The following is a 20143-nucleotide window of genomic DNA, read 5'->3' as shown; positions in this document are numbered from 1 at the left end:
GGCCAGCTCCGGCTGTCCGGGGGGACATGCCCTCCGGGACAGCAGCGGGTCTAGCGGCGGCGGCGCGGCCGGAGGAGCGCGAGCACGCCGAGGCTGAGCAGGCCGGCGGAGCCGGGGGACTGCTGGCGGCAGCCGCAGCCGCCGTCGTCGTCGGTGCCGGCGGTGTCACCGGTGCTGGCGGTGTCGTCGCCGGTGGTCGCGTCGGTGGTGGTGCCGGGCTCGCCGGTGGTCGGGCCGGGGCCAGGGCCGGTGGTCGGGTCGCCGCCGGTCGTCGGCGCGGTGGTGGTGGTGGTGGGGTCCGGGTCTTCGGTGGTGCTCGTGGTGGTGCCGTCGGTGTCGGTGCCGGTCTCGCCCGGGTCCTCGCCGAACATCTGGCAGGTCTCGTTGCCGGCGGCATCGACGGCGCACAGCTGGCCGAACGCCTCGCGCGGGGTGCCGCGCCACAGCGCCTCGCCGTACCACTGCATCGGGACCTCGGTGCCGCCGGCGACCAGCACGACCGACTGGAAGTCGTGCGGCATGACGGGGGTCTTGTTGTCGTGGATCCGCGCGACCACGCTGCCGTCGACCAGGGTGACGAGGGAGATCTTCGGGGCGGCGGTGTCTTCCGCGACGTCGACGCCGAGGAACACGCGGTCGGCGCTCTGCGGCGCCTCGCCCTCGGAGAGGACGACGTCGATCTTCTTGTCGCCGTCGAGGTCGGCGACGGCGATGCCGAGGGTGCCCTGCGAGTTGGCGGGCATGAAGGCGTCGACGACCTCGAGGTGGCCGTCGCCGCTGTTGAGCATCAGGCGGTCGTCGCTGCCGAACAGGCCGGCGATCACGAAGTCGGGGTCGCCGTCGCTCTCGTAGTCGAGGAAGGCGACCATGTTGTCGTCGCCGGGGATGTTGTCGGCGTCGGGCCAGAGATCGGCGGTGCCGTCGACGAAGCCGCCGGCGCCGTCGTTGACGAAGACGTGCTCGCGGCCCATCGGCCCGTCGTTGATCGTGACCAGGTCGAGGTAGCCGTCGCCGGTCAGGTCGATCGCCTCGAACTCGTAGTTGTTGGCGTACTGCGGCAGCTTGTCCGAGGCGTCGGTGAACACGCCGGCGCCGTCGTTGACGAACATGTACGAGCCGCTGCAGGACTTGCACGAGACGAGCACGTCGAGGTCGAGGTCGTTGTCGACGTCGGCGAGCTCGAGCTCCCACGACCAGGCGACCAGGGCGTCGGGCATGTTCGTGTCGGTGACGTCGGTGAAGACACCGCCGTCGTTGAGCCACAGCCGCGTGACGCCCGAGCTCTGGTTGGCGGCGCCGGGGCCCCAGTCGGCGAGCACGGCGTCGAGGTCGCCGTCGCCGTCGACGTCGCCGAGCTCGACGTCGCCGAAGCTGTGCGGCGCCTGCGGGAGGTTGTCGCTGGCCTCGGTGAAGCCGCCCTCGCCGTCGCCGAGGTAGAGCCGGCTCTGGGTCTCGAAGGTGTTGGCGACGATCAGGTCGACGTTGCCGTCGCCGTCGAGGTCGCGCACCTTGATCGCGCGGGTGAAGTCGGGCTCGGGCCCGAACACCTCTTCGCTGACATCGGTGAACGGCATGCCGGGGCCCTGGTTGAGGAAGGCCCGGTTCGGCTCGGGAGCCTCGGGCGAGGCGTAGCCGGCCCCGTTGGCGAACAGGACGTCGACCCGCCCGTCACCGTCGATGTCGGCGAGCTCGACCTTGTTCGACCACTCGGCGGTGGCCCCGATCGTCATCGCCGTCGCGTCCTCCCACGGGGCTGCCCACGCGGGCGCAGCGACGAGGACGACGCCGGTGACGATCAAGAGTTGAAACGTGTTCTTCAGGACATGTCCTGAAAGACTTACTCGAGCACAATTCCGCGTTCGGCACATACCGACACCATCTGCTTCTGTCGATTCGGATCGGTCAGCTTCTTGAAGGCGGACTTGGCCTTGGCCTGGTCGCCCATCTTGCACGCGGAGGCGCCCATCAGCGCCAGCGCGTTCGAGGTCTTGTCGATCTCGTAGCTCTTCTTGGCGAGGTCGTAGGCCTGGGTGGCGTTGCCGGCGAGGTTGGCCTTGCGCGCCTCCTCCAGCAGCTGCACCGGGTCGCCCTTGGGCACCGGCGGCTTGTCGGTCTTGGTCGGCGGCGGCGGCGACGGCGGCTTGACGACCTTCTCGCCCTTCGGCACCGCGGGCTTGTCGGTCTTGGTCGGCGGCGGCTCTTCGACCGGCGGATCGCTCGGCTCGGCGGAGGTGACTCCGGGCACCGGATCGTTGGGCAGCGGCGGCTGCTCGGGCGGCGGCTGCTCGGGCGGCTTGGCCTCGACCTTGGGCAGCGGCGGCGGCGGCTCCTCGACCTTCGCCGGCGGGTCGACCTTCGGCCCCTTCGGCGCGTCGGTGCCCGCAGCACCGCCACCACCACCGGCGAACTGATAGGCGACGAAGCCACCGCCGATCAGGAACACCGCGAGCAAGGCGAACAACAAGCCGCGACCCTTGCCCTCGGTGGGCTGTTCCGTGTGCCGCTCGTCGTCGCGGTCGCGCGAGGCGTCAGGCAGCGGCGGCGGCGGAGCGATCATCGCGGCGGCTTCGGTGGCCGGGATCCGCGGGAGGTCCATGCTGGGGGCGGCACGCATCGGGTCGGTCCCCGGCGCGCCCCCCTGACGCTCGATGTTGAGGGTGGTCTGTTCGGCGTTGTTGGTGATGGCGAGGTGGTAATCGCCGATCTGCACCACGTCACCCTCGTTGAGGTTGACCGTGCCCTCGATGAGGACTCCGTTCACCCGGACCCCGTTGTAACTGTCGAGGTCCTCGATCACCCACCCGTCCGAACCTGGGGTGAGCCGCGCGTGCTGCCGGGAGACGTTCTGCTCGGTGAGCTGGATGGTGTTCCCTGGCTCCCGTCCGATCGTGATCTCCTCTTCGCCGAGCGGCACGATCGTGGTCGCGCCCTCTTCGTCCTCGATGATCAGTCGCAGGGCCATCCGTGTGAGCTTCAGGGTAGGAAGTTCGGCGAATTACTGTCAAGCGAGCCCGCGGCGCCGCGGCTCCGCGTCCGCACGCTCCGAGCCAGCCAACCCAGCCGTTGCTGCCGGTCCGGCAATAACAACGTTCACTCCCGCACTTTGTCGAGGCCGCGGCGCGTAAGGATCTCGCGCAGCGGATAGACGCCGATCCCTTCCCGGTAAAGTCGCGGAAGCTCGGTCCGCAGGGCCTCCACGACCTCCTGCGAGGGATGGGCAATGACGACGGTCGGGACCTCGCGCGCGCGGGCGGCTGCGTGCTGAAGCTGGGCCAAAATCGCCTCGGGGCGCGGATCTTGGTCCAAAAACACGTCGCGCCCGAGCGCGGGGACCCCCGCGGCGTCCGCGGCCGCGAGACCCTGGCTGTGCGCGGTCGTCCGCGAGTCGAGGAAGAACAGGCCGCGCGCTCGCAGCTCGGGCATCAGCGCGTCCATGGCGGCCCGGTCGGCGGTGAGCCGCGAGCCCATGTGATTGTTGACGCCGACGGCGACAGGGACGCGGTCCAGCGCCGCCCGCAGCGCCGCGCGCAGCTCGTCGGCCGAGGCGCCGAGGCGGAGGAACTGCTCGCGCGCCTCGGGACCGTCGGTCATCTTGCCGGGGTCGAGCGGCTCACACGGGAGGTGCAAGAGGATCTCCCGCGGCCGGCGACGGTCGGTGCGCAGCCGGAGCTGCGCACCGGCGGCGTAGACGCCGCCCGGCACGACGCTGAAGGTCAACGGGAAGCGCAGCGCGAGCAGCCGGTCGAAGTGGTGCAGCTCGCGGCCGATGTCGTCGATGACGATCGCAAGGTGGCCGCGCGCTTCTTGCCAGGGGATCGTCAAGTCACCGCGCGAGTCCTGCCAGCGACGCGTGCGCGCGACGGTCTCGTCGAGCTGGCGCTGGAAGATCGCCTCGTCCTCGGCCGCTGCTTGCGGGGCCGGCGGCGGCCGCGGCGCGAGCCAGAACAACGCGGCCGCGCTCACCCACCACGCGACCAGCGAGACGCGAGCCCACCGCGGCGCGGCGACGGGCCGAAGCAGCGGCGCGCCCGACGAGCCCAGGCGCTACCTCCGCCGACCGCCGCGCGCCGGCACGCGCACGAGCCCGCGCAGGTGCTGCACGGCGACGCGCAGCTGGGCGTCTTCCCCGGCGGCGCGCACGGCCTCGCTGTCGTCCTGCATGGCGACGGCGGGGTAGCCGAAGTCCTCGGGCTTGAGGTGCCGCGGCTGGGCGCGCTCGGGCTCGAGCTCGGGCTGGCTGTCCTTGTAGGGGCGGAAGTCGGCGCCGACGACGACGTCGGGCTGGATCCCGCTGGCCTGGATGAGGCGATCGTTGGGGGTGTAGTAGAGGGCGATCGTCAGCTTGAGCAGGGAGCCGTCGCCGAGCTCGAAGGGGGCCTGGACGGAGCCCTTGCCGTAGGTGCGCTCGCCGACGACGAGGGCGCGCCGGTGATCTTGCAGCGCGCCGGCGACGATCTCGGAGGCGGAGGCGGACGACTTGTTGACGAGGACGACCAGCGGCAGCTTGGACCAGGCCTGGCCGGGGACGGCGCGGGCCTCGTCGAGGAGCTCGCCGCGGCGCCCGCGGGTGCGCACGATCGGTCCCTCGTTGACGAACAGGTCGACGATGGCGATCGCCTGGTCGAGCAAACCGCCGCCGTTGTCGCGCAGGTCGAGGACGACGCCGGCGAGGCCGTCGCGCGACTGGTCGCGCAAGCCGGCGAGGGCGTCGGAGAGCTCCCGCCCGCTGGTCTCGGAGAAGTCGCGCAGGCGCACGTAGCCGAGGCCCTCGCCGAGCGCGCGGCTGGTGACGGCGGGGCTGTCGATGTACTCGCGGGTGACGACGACGTTGCGCACGCTCGGCTTGCCCGGCTTGCCGTCGACCTTGGGCGCGGGCCGCTCGAGGGTGAAGCTGACCTTCGTGCCAGGTGCGCCGCGCATGGCCATGATGGCGCGCCGCAGGTCGAAGAAGTGGCTGATCGGCTTGCCCTCGATCGAGGGGATGAGGTCGCCGACGACGACGCCGGCCCGCTCGGCCGGGCCCTTGGCGACGACCTCGCGGACCTCGAGCACGTAGCGCGCCTGCGGCTCGGTCTCCTGGCGCAGGACGACGACCATGCCGACGCCGCCGAAGCTGCCCTCGATGTCCTCGCGCAACATCCGAGCCTCGCGCGGCGGGAGGAACTCGCTGTGCGGGTCGAGCTCGGCGACGAGGCCGGCGATGGCGCCGTAGATCAACTTTTCGCTGTCGACCGGGCGGACATAATGGTTCTCGAGGATGGTCAGCGCCCGCGCGAACATGTCGAGCTTGCGGTAGCGCGAGTAGTCGGCCGGGGCGGGCTGGGCGACCTGCTTCACCGCGCCGGGCTGGGCGATGGCCGATTGGACATATCCCGAAAGACCTGCCCCGAAGAGCATGCCGATTCCGACGAGCGCGACGGCGCGGAGCTTGGCTGTCATGGTGCGTCCCTACGCGGCGACCCGGCCGTCATCATCATCGGCCAAGAGTACCGCCGGGCACCCCGTGGGCAATAGTGGTGCAGGGAGGCGAGGCGCGGATCCCGCGATGGCGCCAGGATCCGCGCGCGACAGGTCGTTCACGAGCAGCCGCTGGTGGCGCCGCAGCTGACGCACTTCAGGCAGGAGCCGTTGCGGACCATGGTGAAGCTGCCGCACGAACCGCAGGCGTCGCCTTCGTAGCCGGACATGCGGGCGACGCGGACTTGCTCGCTGACGCTGGGGGCGGCGACGGCGGCGGGGCGCGGCTTGGCGGCGGCGCGGGCGGGTTCGGCGGCGGCGGTGCGGTCCTCGACCTCGATCGCGTGGCGCTTCTTGCCCGGGACGGGGCCGCGCGGGAGGTTGGCGCTGAGCTTGAGCGGGCCGGGGGTGACGATGCGCTCCGAGACGACCTCCTCGTCCTGGAACTCGACGCCCTCGTTCTGGCTCTGGTCGCCGAGCGCGTCGGGCTCGAGGTCCTCGGGGTTGACGTGGGCCAGCTCGTTGCGGTCGAGGTAGGTGACGGCGAGCTCGCGGAAGATGTAGTCGATGATCGAGGTCGACATCTTGATCCGCGAGTTGCCGACCACCGGGCCGGCGGGCTCGAAGCGGCTGAACACGAAGGCGTCGACGTACTCCTCGAGCGGGACGCCGTACTGCAGGCCGAGGCTGATGGCGATGGCGAAGCAGTTCATCAGGCTGCGGAAGGCGGCGCCCTCCTTGTGCATGCCGATGAAGATCTCGCCGAGCGAACCATCGGCGTACTCGCCGGTGTGGATGTAGACCTTGTGGCCGCCGATGGTCGCCTTCTGCGTGTAACCGCCGCGGCGGTCGGGCATGCGCCGGCGCTTGGCGAGGTAGCGGTGGACGATCTTCTCGGTGACCTTCTCGATCACCTGCGGCTGCGTGGTCGCCGGCGCGTCGGCGACGTCGTCCTCGGCCTCGACGGCGAGCGCGGACGACAGCGGCTGGCTCAGCTTGCTGCCGTCGCGGTAGAGGGCGTTGGCCTTGAGCGCGTACTTCCACGAGGCGATGTAGACGCTCTCGACCTCGCGCACGCTGGCGTCGCTCGGCATGTTGATGGTCTTGCTGATCGCGCCGGAGAGGAACGGCTGGGCGGCGGCCATCATGCGCACGTGCGCCATCGGGGCGATGTAGCGGGTGCCGTAGCGGCCGCACTTGTTGGCGCAGTCGAACACCGGCAGGTGCTGGGCGCGCAGGTGCGGGGCGCCCTCGACGGTCATGGTGCCGCACACGAAGTCGTTGGCGCGCTGGATGTCCTCGGCCGAGAAGCCCAGGGCCTCGAGGATGTTGAAGGTCGGGTCGTTGAGCTGGGCGTCGGTGAACTTGAGGACGTCGCGGCAGAAGTCGTCGCCGAGGACGTAGCGGTTGAAGACGAAGCCGATCTCGAAGGCGCCGGCCAGCTCCGACTCGATGCGCGCGAGCACCTCGTCGGTGAAGCCCTTGCGCTTGAGGTCGGTGTGGGAGATCCGCGGGCTGCCGACGAGGGTGCCGGCGCCCTTGCAGTAGCGGACGATGTCGGCGATCTGCGTCTCGGTGTAGCCGAGGGTGGCGAGGGCGGCGGGCACCGACTGGTTGATGATCTTGAAGTAGCCGCCGCCGGCGAGCTTCTTGAACTTCACCAGCGCGAAGTCGGGCTCGATGCCGGTGGTGTCGCAGTCCATCAGCAGGCCGATGGTGCCGGTCGGGGCGATGACGGTGACCTGGGCGTTGCGGTATCCGTGCTGCTCGCCGAGGCGGAGGGCGGCGTCCCACTCGGCCTGGGCGGCCTTGAGCAGGTAGCTCGGGCACACGTGCTGGGCGATGCCCATCGGCGCGATCGACAGGCCCTCGTACTCGGCCCGCGGGGCGTTGTAGGCGGCGCGGCGGTGGTTGCGGATGACCCGCAGCATCGGCTCGCGGTTGGCGGCGTAGCCGGGGAAGGGGCCGTGCTCGCGCGCCAGCTCGGCGCTGGTGCTGTAGCAGGCCGCGGTCATCAGGGCCGTGATGCCGCCGCAGATCGCGACCGCGAGCTCGCTGTCGTAGGCGATCCCGCGCAGCATGAAGTAGGTGCCGAGGTTGGCGTAGCCGAGGCCGAGGGTGCGGTACTTGTAGCTGCGGATCGCAATCGCCTCGCTCGGGAACTGGGCCATGAGCACCGAGATCTCGAGCACCATCGTCCACAGCTTGCAGGCGTGCCGCATGGCGTCGACGTCGAGGTCGAGGTCGCCGGCGCCGCTGCTGCGCGAGAGGAACTTGACGAGGTTCAGCGACGCCAGGTTGCAGGCCGTGTCGTCGAGGAACATGTACTCGGAGCACGGGTTCGACCCGTTGATCCGGCCGTCGTTCGGGCAGGTGTGCCACTCGTTGATGGTGGTGTCGAACTGCAGGCCGGGGTCGGCGCAGGCCCAGGCGGAGAAGGTGATCTTGTCCCACAGCTCGCGCGCCCGCACGGTGCGGTGGACCTTGCGGTCGCTGCGGCGGATGAGGTCCCAGGTGCCGTCCTCCTCGACGGCGCGCAGGAACTCGTCGGTGACGCGGACCGAGTTGTTCGAGTTCTGGCCGGAGACGGTGGCGTAGGCCTCGCTGTCCCAGTTGGTGTCGTACTCGGCGAACTCGATCTCGCGCGCGCCCTGCTTGGCGAGGGCGATCGCCCGCTGGATGTAGCTCTCGGGGATCTCGGCGGCGCGGGCGTTGGCGATCGCCTTGCGCAGGCCCTTGTTCTTGCGCGGGTCGAAGCGGTCGTCGCCGGTGAGGTCGACGTCGTGACATGCGCCGAGGACCAGGTTGAGGTGGCGGCTGCACAGCCGGCTGCCGGCGACCAGCGCGGCGACCTTCTGCTCCTCGATGACCTTCCAGTCGATGAACTTCTCGACGTCGGGGTGGTCGACGTCGACGATGACCATCTTGGCGGCGCGCCGGGTGGTGCCGCCGCTCTTGATCGCGCCGGCGGCCCGGTCGCCGATCTTCAGGAAGCTCATCAGGCCGCTGCTGCGACCGCCGCCCGAGAGCGGCTCGCCCTCGCCGCGGAGGGTGGAGAAATTCGTGCCGGTGCCCGAGCCGTACTTGAACAGGCGGGCCTCGCGGACCCACAGGTCCATGATGCCGCCCTGGCCGACGAGGTCGTCGCTGACCGAGGAGATGAAGCAGGCGTGCGGCTGCGGGCGCTCGTAGGCGTTGTTCGACAGGCTGAGCTCACCGGTGACGGGGTCGCAGTAGCTGTGACCCTGGGCCGGACCGGTGATGCCGTAGGCCCAGTGCAGGCCGGTGTTGAACCACTGCGGGCTGTTCGGCGCGACGGCCTGGTCGGCGAGCATGGTGGTCAGCTCGTCGTAAAAGACGCGGGCCGACTCCTCGTCGCTGAAGTAGCCGTGCTTGAAGCCCCAGTAGGTCCAGCAGCCGGCCAGGCGGTGGAACAGCTGGCGGCTGTCGGTCTCGCCGACCATGCGCTGCTCGGGCGGCAAGGCGGCGAGCGCGTCGGTGTCGGCCTCGCTGCGCCACAGCCACTCGGGCACGCCCTCCTCCGCGACCTTGCGCAGGCGCGCGGGCACGCCGGCCTTGCGGAAGTACTTCTGGGCCATGATGTCGACGGCGACCTGCGACCAACCCTGCGGGACCTGGATGTCGCTCGCCTCGAACACCACCGTCCCGTCAGGGTTGGTGATCCGCGAGCTACGGCGCTCGAACTCGACGCCGGAGAAAGGTCGGGGTTGATCCTTGGTGAACAGCCGGGACAGCTTCATGACGGGGCGGACTCCGGGGGCAGGAGGCTGAGTTGTCGGGGGGGGGCGTGAAATGCGCGACCGGCCTCGCCAATGCAAGACCTGGCCAGCCGCGACCAGGCTTCGCGCAGACCCAGGACGGGGCGAGCGAAGTCGAGCAGCAGGGGCGAAATTGTAAAGTCGGGCAGAGATGGACCGAGGAGCACCCGGATGCAAGCCGGACGGAAGCGCTCCTCGACCCCCACATCTTGTGGGTGAGGGGCCTTGTAGCACGACATGTTGGGGCAGAGAACTTCCGCGCTCCGCGCTGTTCGCCCTGTTGCAGGCTCTAGGGAGGGGGCTTGCGGCCCTCCCGCATCCACAGGAATTCCGCAGCCCGGCCCGCCTGTCCTGCGCGAATCTGGAATGGTGTTTAGTCGAGCGTCGAGGTGCCTCGGAGCGTTCGCGCGGTCCGCACAAGGCGGCGGCTTCGCCACTCGGCGAAAACCGCGCGGAAGCTGTCCACATGGGCCCTGGGGGCGGTGAGACTCGTACCTGTAGGGGCGTTTACGTACATTCCCTGGCGCGGGTTCACGCACCTGTGTGGTGGCGACGAAGAGATCTCTCCGCGCGCCGGTGAATCCCGGAGGCGGTTGGGACAATGATTCCCCGATGAGCGGCCGATCGCGGCTTGCGCGGGCCGATCGGATGAGCAATACCGGCCGAAGCGCCCAGCGCCGTCAGGAACGGTCGCAGCGCCCGATCTGGAACATCCGATGACACGTGAAGCCAGTGCCATTTTCCGCGCCGAGAGCGGCGCGCTCGAGCGGCTGAGCGCGCTCGAGACGCTCAAGGGCCTCAAGAACCGCGACACGGTGTCGCTCGGGGACCTGGTCCACTTCCTCGAGGCGCGCGGGCTGTGGGCGCAGTTCGGGAAGATCACCCTCGGCGACCTGCGCGACGGCTTCGGTCCGCCGCCCGAGCCGGTCGCCGCCGAGCCCGAGCCGACGGGGCGCAAGAAGAAGCGCCGGATCCTCGAGGAGGAGCTGGCCGAGGTCGAGGCCGAGGCCAAGGCGCTGAAGAAGGAGAAGGAAGAGGCGCCCGAAGACGGCGGGCTGTCGACCGACGAGGTCGCGCGCCAGGTGCTGCCCTTCATCGAGGGCAACGGCGACGTGACGATCGAGGACATCGCCGAGTACTCGCGCATCGATCGCAAGGTGCTGCGCCACCACCTCGGGGTGCTGGTCAAGCAAGGTCGAGTCGAGCGCATCGGCGTCGGCCGGCACGCGGTCTACTCGACGCTTTGAGCGCGGAGCGAGGCCGGCGCGGGCGCGTCGGTCTGATCGGTGCGGTGGACAGATGCCGGCCCCGCGGTCGGGGTCGGGAACTCGGCGAGCTCGATCCTGGGCGGTGAGCTGGGGCGCGAGGGTCCGTCGAGCGCAGCAGACGGCCCGGTCCTCGGCGAGGAGCTTGGCGTGCGGGCCCTTCTGGCGCGAACTCCGGTACGAGGGGGCCCGGCGGCGCACTTGGGCACGAGGACTGGCGAGCGGAGCAGGCGGTCTGGGCCGCGAACTTCGGGGGGAGCCGCCAGGGTGACGAGCCGGGCCATCGATGGCGAGGCCGCGAGGCGGACCAAAACACAAAGCCCCGAAACCGGGCGGTTTCGGGGCTTCGCTTCAGTTTCTCTGGCGGGGCGGACGGGGCTCGAACCCGCGACCTCCGGCGTGACAGGCCGGCGTTATAACCAACTTAACTACCACCCCTCAGGGCTCTCGCAGCCGTTCGGTGCGAGGGGCCAGGAAGATGCTCTGGTTCGGAACGGAAGTCAAGCACGATCCGAGGGTCCCAGCACCCGTAAGGGAGGGCGGCAAAGCCCGGAGGGTGGTGGGGTTACCCGTGTGCTCAGACGACGTGGGCCCGGGCGACGACGACGAGGTTCGCTCCCCAGCCGCAGTGGGCCCCGAACACGCCTTCGAGCCAGGGGCCGAGGGCGCTGTCGAGGCTGTCGAGGCCGCGGACGACGAGCGGGCCGGCCAGGCGCTGCCACCGCCGGCCCTGTTTGGAGGGCTGAAGGCGATCGCCGGCGACGCCCGCGACGCCGGGGGAAGCGGCGGGGCCACGGCGGGAGGGGCCGAGGCGGCGGCGCAGCTCCAGGGCGAGGTCGGCAGCCGTGAGCAAACTCGGTGCGAGCGAGGTGCCGATCTGAGGGGCGCTCCACAAGATCTCGGGCTCCAGACCGGCGCGGGTGAGGGCGGCGGTGAAGGTGGCGCGCTCGAAGAAGCTGATGTGATCGCCGAGTTCGAGCGGGCGGAAGCGGCGGCCCCAGAGCGGTCGCAGGAGATCGCCCCAGTTCGGGACCTCGATCACGGCCAGGCCGCCGGGGGCGAGGTGGCGGCGGATCCACACCAGACCGCGCACCGGCTCGCGCAGGTGCTCGAGCACGTGGGTCATGGTGATGAGGTCGAAGCGACCGAGGCCCAGGTCGGTGACCTCGATGTCGAGGGCGTGGACCTCGTGACCGGCGGCCTGGGCCTGGGCGCCCGCGGGCGAGCGCTCGATGCCCTCGGTGCGGTAGCCGAGCTCGCGCAGGACGTCGAGCAGGAGGCCGGTGTCGCAGCCGATGTCGAGGGCGCGAGCTCCCGCGCGCGGGCGACCGATGCGGCCCCCGCTGAGGCGGTCGTAGAGCTCGACGTTGCGGCGCTTGCGGCTGCTGTCGCGGGCGGCGGGTTGCGTGGGCGACTGGCGCTGCTTGGCGCGCGTGGCGTAGTACGACTCGCTGAGGTAGGTGGCGGCGTAGTGGCCGGTGGCGTGGACGAGGTCGCAGCCGCGGCAGCGGACGACGCCGATGCCGTGGACCTCGGGGAGGAGGGGGCGGCCGTCGCGGGCGCCGCAGACCGGGCAGGCATCGACGGGTTCGACGGTGGGGGCGTCGGTGGGGGCGTCGGTCGCGGCGGTCATGACGAGGGCGGCTGCGGGCGGCCCGGGCCATAGTATGCCAAGCTCGCCCCTGATGGCGCCCTGGCGACCCGAATCTGGCCGACGCGCCCGTGCTGTGGGGGGGCGGTCCTGATGTGCGGCATCGCCGGCATGGTGGGGGCGTGCGACGCGGCTCTGGTGGCGAGCATGACCGCGGCGCTGCGGCACCGCGGGCCCGATGGTGACGGGGTCCATCTCGAGCCGGACGTCGGGCTCGGTCACCGCCGGCTGGCGATCCTCGACCTCGCCGGCGGGGCCCAGCCGATGACCGACGCGAGCGGCGATTTCGTGATCGTCTACAACGGCGAGATCTACAACTTCGCGGCGCTGCGGGCCGAGCTGCTGGCGGCCGGGGTGCCGCTGCGCACGCGCGGCGACACGGAGGTGCTGCTCGAGCTGTGGCGGCGCGAGGGGCCGGCGGCGCTGCAGCGGCTGCGGGGGATGTTCGCGTTCGCGGTGTGGGACCGGCGGACCCGCGAGCTCCACCTGGTGCGCGACCGGCTGGGGCAGAAGCCGCTGTATTACTCGCAGCTCGCGGGCGGCGAGCTGCTGTTCGCGTCGGAGCCGAAGGCGCTGCTGCAGTGCCAGGCGGTCGACCGCTCGCTCGACCTCGCGGCGCTCGACGCCTACCTCGAGCTCTACTATGTCCCGCCGCCGCGGTCGATCTTCGCCGGGGTGAAGCAGCTGCCGCCGGGGCATCGATTGACCTGGCGCGAGGGACAGGTGACGATCTCGCGCTGGTGGGACTGCGAGCCGCGGCCACCGGACCCGCGGCTGCGGAGCGTGGAGGCGTGGGCAGAGGCGGTGGCGCCGACGCTGGCGGAGGCGATCGAGCTGCACACGGTGTCGGACGTGCCGGTGGGGGCGTTCCTGTCGGGCGGGCTCGACTCGTCGACGATCGTCGCGGCGCTGGCCCGCCGGGGCACGGCGCTGCAGACGTTCTGCGTCGGCTACGGGCCGGAGGGGGCGAGCTACGAGGAGCGGCACCACGCGCGCGAGGTGGCGCGGCACTTCGGGCTAATGCACCACGAGCTCGAGCTGAAGGTCGACATCCTCGACGACCTGGCGGCGATGGTGGCCGGCTTCGACGAGCCGTTCGGCTCGTGGACGGCGCTGCTGGCGTATCACCTGTCTCGCTTCGCGCGGCAGCGCGTGACGGTGGCGCTGGCCGGCGACGGCGGCGACGAGGTGTTCGGCGGCTATCCGCGCTACCGGGGGCTGCGGATCTCCGAGCACCTCGGGCGCGTGCCGCCGGGGGCGGTCGCGCTGGCCGGGCGGGCGCTGCGGGTGCTGGGCGAGCCGACCACGGCGCTGAGCCTGCGCCGCTGGGGCCGGCAGTTCCTCGACAGCCTGGCGCTGCCGCCGGGCGAGCGCTACGCGGCGTGGGTCGGCAAGGGCTCCGATTCGGCGCGCGACCGGCCCTACGCGCGCGAGACGGCGCGGCGGATCGCCGAGGTGCGGGCGCCGAACTTCATCGCCGAGGCCTTCGATCGACCTGTCTTCGGGGACCTGGTCGCAAGGGCATGGTACGCCGACATCCACGGGTTTTTGCCCGAGAACGTGCTGCGCTGCACCGACCGCATGAGCATGGCCCACGGGCTCGAGGTGCGGGTGCCGTTCTGCGACCACGTGCTGCTCGAGCAGATGGCGGCGGCGCCGTCGTCGATGCGGGTGACGGCGCTGGCGTCGAAGCGGGTGCTGCGGGAGATCGCCGGCGAGTGGCTGCCGCCGGCCGTGCTGAAGCGCAAGAAGCTCGGGTTCTCGGCGCCGTTCGGGGCCTGGCTCAAGGCGGCGGAGGCGCGCATCGTCGCCGACTGGCTGCACCCCGACGTGATCAAGCGGCGCGGGCTGTTCGACGTCACCGGGGTGGCGCGGATCGTCGGCGAGCACCGCCGCGGGACCCGCGATCACTCGCTGCGGATCTGGTCGCTCATCGTGCTCGAGCAGTGGCAGCGCATGTACTCTGACTAGCTGCTCTAGCAGACATGCTCCCCGGAGCATGTTTTGAGAGACATGTCGCCAAAAACATGTCCCCAGAACAGCGCCGGCTCAGGCCTCGGCGGCGCGCGAGAGGCCGGCGTCGGGCGGGTCCGGGAGCTCGACGATCTGCAGGGCGGCGCCGGTGTCGGTGGTCTGGCGCGCGAGGTGCATCAGGTGGCGGTGGCAGGTGAGGAAGAGGATCTGGGTGGTGCGGGCGACGTCGCGGAGGGCCTGCAGGGTGGTGGCGGCGCGGTCCTCGTCGAAGTTGACGAGCACGTCGTCCATCACCAGCGGGAGCGGCTCGTTGCGGTCGCAGTAGTCGAGGACGTAGGCGAGGCGGAGGGCGAGGAACAGCTGCTCGCGGGTGCCGAGGGACAGCTCGCCCGGGAGCCGGAGGCGGCCGCCGCGGCCGACGGCGGCGAGGGTGCCGGCCTCGGGCTGGGGGACCACGCGGAGGTGGCGGCCGCCGGTGATCGTGGCCAGCAGGTCGGAGGTGTAATGGAGGATCGCCGGCTGGTTCTCGCGGGCGTAGCGGTCGGTGACGCGGGCGAGCACCTGCTGGGCCAGCTGGACCAGGACGTAGCGGTCGACGTGCTGGGTGAGGTCGGCGTGGAGCGCCTCGCACTCGGCGTTGAGGCGCGCGGCGCGGTCGCCCCCGAGGTGCTGGAGCTGGTTGTCGAGCTTGCCCTTCTGCTCGACGGCGGCGGTGCGGCGGCGGTCGAGCTCGCCGATCCGCCGGGCCAGGTCGTCGCGCTCGGCGGCCAGGGCCTCGCGGCGGGCGCCCTGCAGCTCGGCGTCGTAGCTGTCGCGCGCCGGGCCGTCGCCGAGGGCGCGGGCCAGCCGCAGCGCCAGCTCGCTCTGTCGCTTCTGCAGGCGGGCGCGCTGGAGCGCTCGTTCGGACATGTCCAATAGTTCAGCCGTATCGCGGGCGCCGGCGCGGGTCGCCAGCGCCGCGAGCTCGGCGGACGCGGCGGCGCGGAGCTCGGCCAGGCCGTCGCGCTCGCGCTGCTTGGCCTCGGCCTGCTCGCGCGCCTGGGCGGCGGCGGCGGCGGCGGTGCGGGCCTCGGCGAGGCGGCGGCTGAGGCGGTCGACGGTGTGCTCGGGCGCGAGCCCGTCGGCGGGGCGGCCGAGGCGGGCGAGGAGCGCGGCGCACTCGGCGTCGAAGCCGGCGAGCAGCGCCTCACCGCGCGCCAGGGCCTCGCGGCGGGCCTCGAGGTTGGCTAGCTTTTGGGACATGTCCTCGAGGGCATCGATGCGGGCGAGCGCGGCGTCCGGCTCGAGGTCGGCGGGCAGGCCGAGGGTGACGAGCAAGGCGGAGAGGGCGGCGCGGATGTCGGCGAGCTCGCGGGTGAGGGCGGCGTGGGCGGCGTGGCCGCGGGCGACGGCGCTCTCGAGGCCGGCGAGGCGGGCCGAGGCGGCCTCGAGGCGGGCGCGCGCGGCCATGGCGGAGCGTTCGCGGTCGCGCAGGCCCTGGGCGAGCGCGGGCAGGCTGGCGCCGGGCCAGGCGAGGCGGCGCTGCAGGCGGGCGGTGAAGTCGTCGAGCGCGGGGCGGAGGCGGCGGACGACCTCCTCGCGGCGGACCTGCTCGGCCGCCAGCTCGCGCAGGTTGGCGGCGTCGCGGTACCACGCGATCATCGCCGCCGGCGGGCCGGGGACGATCTTGGTCGGGCGCCACAGCGCGGCCCACTCGGCGGCCCAGCGCTGCTCGGCGCGGGTGACCGCGGCGACCCGCTCCTGCGCGCGGGCGACGTCTTGCTCGGCGCGATCGATCTGGCGCTGAAGGCCTGTCTTTTTGGCCAGCTGGTCGGCGGCGTCGCGCAGGCGGTCGGCGAGGTCGTCGGCGTCGGCGAGGGCGCGCTCGAAGCGGCGCGCCAGCTGCTTGCGCGCGGCTGTGGTGTCGGGCCCGGGGTCGACCGCGTCGGCGCCGGCGAACAGGGCGCCGAAGCCTTCTTGCGTGTGGAGCCGGCGGCGGACCTCGTGCCAGACCTCGTCGCGGCGGGCGCGGGCGGCGGCGAGGGCGTCGGGGTCGGGCAGGTCGGCGGCGGCGAGGGCCTCGAGCTCGGCGCGGGCGCGGGCGAGGTCGTCTTGCTCTCGGGACAGGTCCGAAAGGGCAGCCCGGCGCTCGCGCTCGAGGTCGAGGCCGCGGGCGTGGTGGTCGTCGAGCTCGGCGGGGCGCGGCAGCGGGGCGGCGGCGAGGTCGGCGGCGGCCAGGGGCGGGTGCAGGCGCAGCAGGCCGAGGTCGAGGTCGGCGCGCAGGCGGGCGAGCGCCAGCTCCTCGCGGTCGAGCTCGGCGCGACGGGCGAGGGCGTCCTCGAGCTCGGCGAGCAGGGCGCTGTCCTCGTGGTCGGGGGCGGCGGCGGCGAGGTCGGCGACGCTGGCGCGAAGGGCCGCGAGCTCGGCCTCGTCGTCGGCGAGGCCGCGGGAGGACAACATGAGCTCCTGGCGGGCGCGCTGCCAGCGGGTGGCGAGGGCGCGCAGGCGGTCGAGCTCGTGCGGCTGGATGACCCATCGGACATGGTCTTCCGGGCGTGTCCCTGGAGACATGGTCGAAAGGATCGACTCGAGGGCCTCGGTCTCGCGGGCCAGGCGCTCGCGCTCGCGCGGGATGACCAGCCGCTGCTCGGCGACGGCCTCGACGCGGCGGACCAGCCGCTCGACGGCGCCGGCCTCGGCGAGCAGGGCGGGGTCGGCGGCGGGCTGATCGGCGCGGGCGAGCAGGCGCGCGAGCTCGGCGTCGAGGGCCCGCAGCTGGTTGTCGGCGGCGGCGAACTCGGCGTGGCGCTGGCGGGCCCGCTCGGCGGCCGGCTCGTCGAGGTCGGTGCGCAGCGAGGGGTCGGCGAGGGCGCGCACGAGGCCGAGGTGCTCGTGGAAGTCCTCGAACGCGCCGAGCAAGGTGCGCAGCCGGGCCTCGCGCTCGCGCAGGCGGGCGAGCTCCTGCTCGGCGGCGTCGGCGTCGTGGCGCGCGGCGGCGAGGTTCGTGGTCAGCGCGGCGTACTGCGGCTGGGCGAACATGGCGTCCCGCAGCGCCAGCTTGGCGTCGCGCAGCTGGGTGAGGCCGCGGTTGATCGCGGGGTTCTTGCCCTTGGCCTTGAAGAGGGCCTCGCTCTCGCCCTGAAGGCCCGCGAGGGCGCCGCGGATCTTCTCGGCGCTGCCGCCGAGGGCGCCGCCGCCGAGCAGCTCGGCGAGGCCGGCGACCTGGAGGACGTCGGAGCCCTGCTGCAGGTCGGCGTGCGAGAAGCCGAAGATCGCGCGGTAGAGCTCCTCGGTGATGGCGCCGAAGTAACGGGCGAAGCGGGCGGCGTCGAGCGGGACCTCGCCGGCGTCGCTGCGCAGGCTGCCGGCGAGCGAGTCCTTGCGCTTCTTGAGGCGGGTGACGTGGAGGCGCTGACCGGCGCTGTCCCGAAGGACAGCTCTCAGGGCGATCGCGCGGTAGTCGTACTCGAAGGCGTAGGGGGTGCGGTCGTCGACGCCGAACAGGAGGCCGTGGAGGGCGCGCAGGAGGGTGGTCTTGCCGGCCTCGTTGGGGCCGTAGAGGACGACGAGGCCGGGCCCCCCGGGCAGGTCGATGTCGAGCGACTCGAAGTGGCCGAAGCGCTCGACGGTCAGGCGTTCAAAGCGCATTTTCTGTTCGGGTGGACGGGATGCAAGGAGCGCGTTGAGGTCGTTTTCGGGGCGGGGACGCGGCGAGATCTGCCATACCGGAGGCTCGACGCCGAGGGGGCGCGACTCGTGGGCCGGGCGTCAGCCATGGGGCCCGTGGCTGTGCCCGGGCTCGCCCGACTCGGCCGCGAACGTCGCGAGCCTCGCTCGTGAGGGCGGCTTGCGACGGGTCGTCGATGGGGCTGGCCTTGGGGACATGTACGAAGAGGGAACGTTCTTCCGTGTGTCTCTCGGTGCATGTCGGGACATGCAGCCGCGATGGGGCGATGCGCGCGCGGCCACGCCGGGTCACTGGACCTCGGGGTGCTCGCTCGGGCGGATCGCGGCCGGGTCTTGCGGGGGCAGGTGCGCGGGCGGGCGCGGGTGCGGGAGGTCGGGGGCGAGGAGGCCGAGGAGGAGGGCTTCGACCTCGGGGAGGCGGGCGGCGAGGCGCTCGGGGTCGTCGGGGCGGAGACCGAGATAAGGAGCGACGAGGGCGCCGAGCGGGGCGAGGGCGGGGCCGTATTCGGCGAGGCGCTGCGGGTCGGCGGCGAGGGCCTCGAGCTCGTCGCGCAGGGCTTGATGGAGGGCGAGCAGCTCGCCGTGCTCGGTCTCGGCGGGCGGACGGGTGCGGAAGCGGACTTGCTCGATCCACACGTCGCCGAGGTCGGCGGCGATCGCCCGCGTCTGGGCGGCGAAGGGCTCGGGGTGGGCGGCGAGGCGCGCGTGCAGGTGGGTGGCGCCGTCGACGAGGACGCGCGCGAGCACGGGCCTCCCGCCGGCCTCGAAGACGATCTGCTGCAGGCGCATGCGCAAGGTGCCGAGGAGGTCGTCGGTGTCGGCGGCGCTGGCGGCGGCGAGGGAGATCTCGGCCCAGCGCAGGACGTCGAGGTCGCGGTGGGCGACGCTGCGAATTTTCAAATTGTCGATGTCGAGGACGGTGCAGCCGCGCGGGCCGGTCTCGTGGGCGTGGCGACCCTGCAGGTTGCCGGGGTAGACGACCCACGGGTCGGCGTGGAGGATGCTGCGCTTGTGGACATGTCCCAAAGCCCAGTAGTCGTAGCCGCGGCGGACGAGCTGCTGGACGGTGCACGGGGCGTAGTTGCTGTGCTCGGCGGCGCCGATGGCGTTGGTGTGGAGGACGCCGATGTTGACCAGGTCGCGCCGGCGGTCGGGGTAGAACTCGGCGAGGTTGTCCTCGACGCTGCGGTTGCCGTAGCTCTGCCCGTGGACGGCGAGGCCGAGCGCGGGCAGCTCGAGGGTGCCGGCGGCCTCGGCGGGGAAGGTGTGGACGTGCTCCGGCAAGGGGATGTGGCGCGCGAGCACGGACTCGGCGTCGTGGTTGCCGCGGACCATGACGACCCGGGTGCCGACGTCGCGCAGGCGGGCGAGCTCGCGGACGAAGAAGAGGCCGGTGTTGAAGTCGCGCCACTCGCCGTCGAAGACGTCGCCGGCGAGGATCAAGAGGGCGGCCTGGTCTTCGAGACAGGTGTCGACGAGGCGGGTGAAGGCGCGACGGGTGGCCAGGCGGATGTCGTCGACGGGCGCGCCCTCGATGCGACCGAGCCCGCGGAGCGGGCTGTCGATGTGCAGGTCGGCGGCGTGGATGACCCTCATCCCCGGTGACGGTGGCACCTTTGATCGCCCGGTGCCAGCACGCCCGGCCCGGGGCGGCGCCGCCGCGATCATGGATCGAAGCCGAGGGAACTGGGGGCCAGAGGTCCCTGGGGGCCGATCTCGCAGGACACAGGGTGCGCTCGACGAGATCTTTCTTCGCAAAGCGGCGACGGAATTCCCCGGCGCCCACGGGGCGGCGCGGACGCCGTGGTCAGGGTCGGGCAGAGCCGCAGGAAGCCGCCGCGACGAGGCGCTAGCATCCCGGTCGCAATGAGATCGTGGACCCCCGCTCCTGCGTATGTCCCCAGACCTGGAACATCCGCGGCCCCTCGGGCGTAGCGGAAAAATCACATGTCCCGAGTGACACGTCGCCGAGACGAGAGACGCGCGTGCTGAAGGCCGGCAATCCACGGAGGAGACAGTTCGGGGCGAGGACCTCGCTGCAGAGCGGCGAGGACGGAGGGGCTCCAAAGCGCGCCCTGTCGCGCAGGTCGTCCCGAGGCGCCGAGCACGGTCGGGGGACGGGACGAGACGGGCGGGGACAGCAGGCCAGCGCGGGGCCGTGGGTGCGGGTCCGCGCGATCGGGCGAGTCGCAGCGATCGACCTCTGGAAACGGCGAGCTCTGCCGGACGGCGCGGCTGCTCGCGGCGCTTCGCACGGCGACGAGGGGCGGGCTTCGCCGGGGGCCGGAGCGCTCGCGCGGCGAGACGACGGGGCAGCGACCGGCGATGCTCGCCGACGATCGACATCGCGC

The 20143-nt window shown here is 72.2% G+C and carries 10 protein-coding genes and 1 tRNA gene; 2 read left to right on the top strand and 9 right to left on the bottom strand.

Translation table 11 applies throughout. From position 1 onward, the window contains the following. Positions 1-50: 50 nt before the first annotated feature. The 5 genes from NAEX_RS19455 to NAEX_RS19435 all read right to left on the bottom strand — a co-directional run bounded on the left by NAEX_RS19455 (position 51) and on the right by NAEX_RS19435 (position 9218). On the bottom strand, positions 51-1868 hold the full coding sequence (locus tag NAEX_RS19455; protein ID WP_096328986.1) for an FG-GAP repeat domain-containing protein: 1818 nt from the start codon (positions 1866-1868) through the stop codon (positions 51-53). Further along, entirely contained in the window at positions 1838-2962 is a 1125-nt protein-coding gene (locus tag NAEX_RS53000) for an FHA domain-containing protein (protein WP_096328985.1), read from the bottom strand. Before NAEX_RS53000 ends, NAEX_RS19455 begins: the two co-directional genes overlap by 31 nt. Before the next feature lie 128 nt (positions 2963-3090). After that, the gene (locus tag NAEX_RS19445; protein ID WP_170135841.1) at positions 3091-3963 is read right to left on the bottom strand and encodes a divergent polysaccharide deacetylase family protein; all 873 of its coding nucleotides are present in this window, start codon (positions 3961-3963) and stop codon (positions 3091-3093) included. Positions 3964-4044: 81 nt separating this feature from the next. Beyond that, the gene (locus NAEX_RS19440; protein WP_096328983.1) at positions 4045-5439 is read right to left on the bottom strand and encodes a S41 family peptidase; all 1395 of its coding nucleotides are present in this window, start codon (positions 5437-5439) and stop codon (positions 4045-4047) included. Positions 5440-5576: 137 nt separating this feature from the next. Then, positions 5577-9218, bottom strand: a complete 3642-nt coding sequence (locus tag NAEX_RS19435) for a vitamin B12-dependent ribonucleotide reductase (protein WP_096328982.1) — start codon at positions 9216-9218, stop codon at positions 5577-5579. Between the two features lie 734 nt (positions 9219-9952). Here NAEX_RS19435 and NAEX_RS19430 point away from each other — a divergent pair. Then, positions 9953-10483: a winged helix-turn-helix domain-containing protein gene (locus NAEX_RS19430; RefSeq protein ID WP_096328981.1), complete on the top strand. Its 531-nt coding sequence runs from the start codon at positions 9953-9955 to the stop codon at positions 10481-10483. A gap of 379 nt (positions 10484-10862) precedes the next feature. Here NAEX_RS19430 and NAEX_RS19425 read toward each other — a convergent pair. Further along, positions 10863-10939 (bottom strand) — tRNA-Asp (locus NAEX_RS19425). A gap of 139 nt (positions 10940-11078) precedes the next feature. Beyond that, entirely contained in the window at positions 11079-12134 is a 1056-nt protein-coding gene (locus NAEX_RS19420; protein WP_100792911.1) for a class I SAM-dependent methyltransferase, read from the bottom strand. Positions 12135-12245: 111 nt separating this feature from the next. Between NAEX_RS19420 and asnB the strand changes: the two genes are divergently transcribed. Then, on the top strand, positions 12246-14123 hold the full coding sequence (gene asnB, locus NAEX_RS19415) for an asparagine synthase (glutamine-hydrolyzing) (protein WP_096328980.1): 1878 nt from the start codon (positions 12246-12248) through the stop codon (positions 14121-14123). Between the two features lie 78 nt (positions 14124-14201). Here the strand turns inward: asnB and NAEX_RS19410 are convergent, their stop codons facing one another. Beyond that, on the bottom strand, positions 14202-17753 hold the full coding sequence (locus NAEX_RS19410) for an AAA family ATPase (protein ID WP_096328979.1): 3552 nt from the start codon (positions 17751-17753) through the stop codon (positions 14202-14204). A gap of 327 nt (positions 17754-18080) precedes the next feature. Further along, entirely contained in the window at positions 18081-19388 is a 1308-nt protein-coding gene (locus NAEX_RS50420; RefSeq protein WP_170135840.1) for a metallophosphoesterase family protein, read from the bottom strand. Positions 19389-20143: the final 755 nt, after the last annotated feature.

Origin of the sequence: Nannocystis exedens (assembly GCF_002343915.1) — a bacterium.
Lineage (GTDB): Bacteria > Myxococcota_A > Polyangia > Nannocystales > Nannocystaceae > Nannocystis > Nannocystis exedens.
This window is presented reverse-complemented; position numbering and strand designations above follow the sequence as displayed.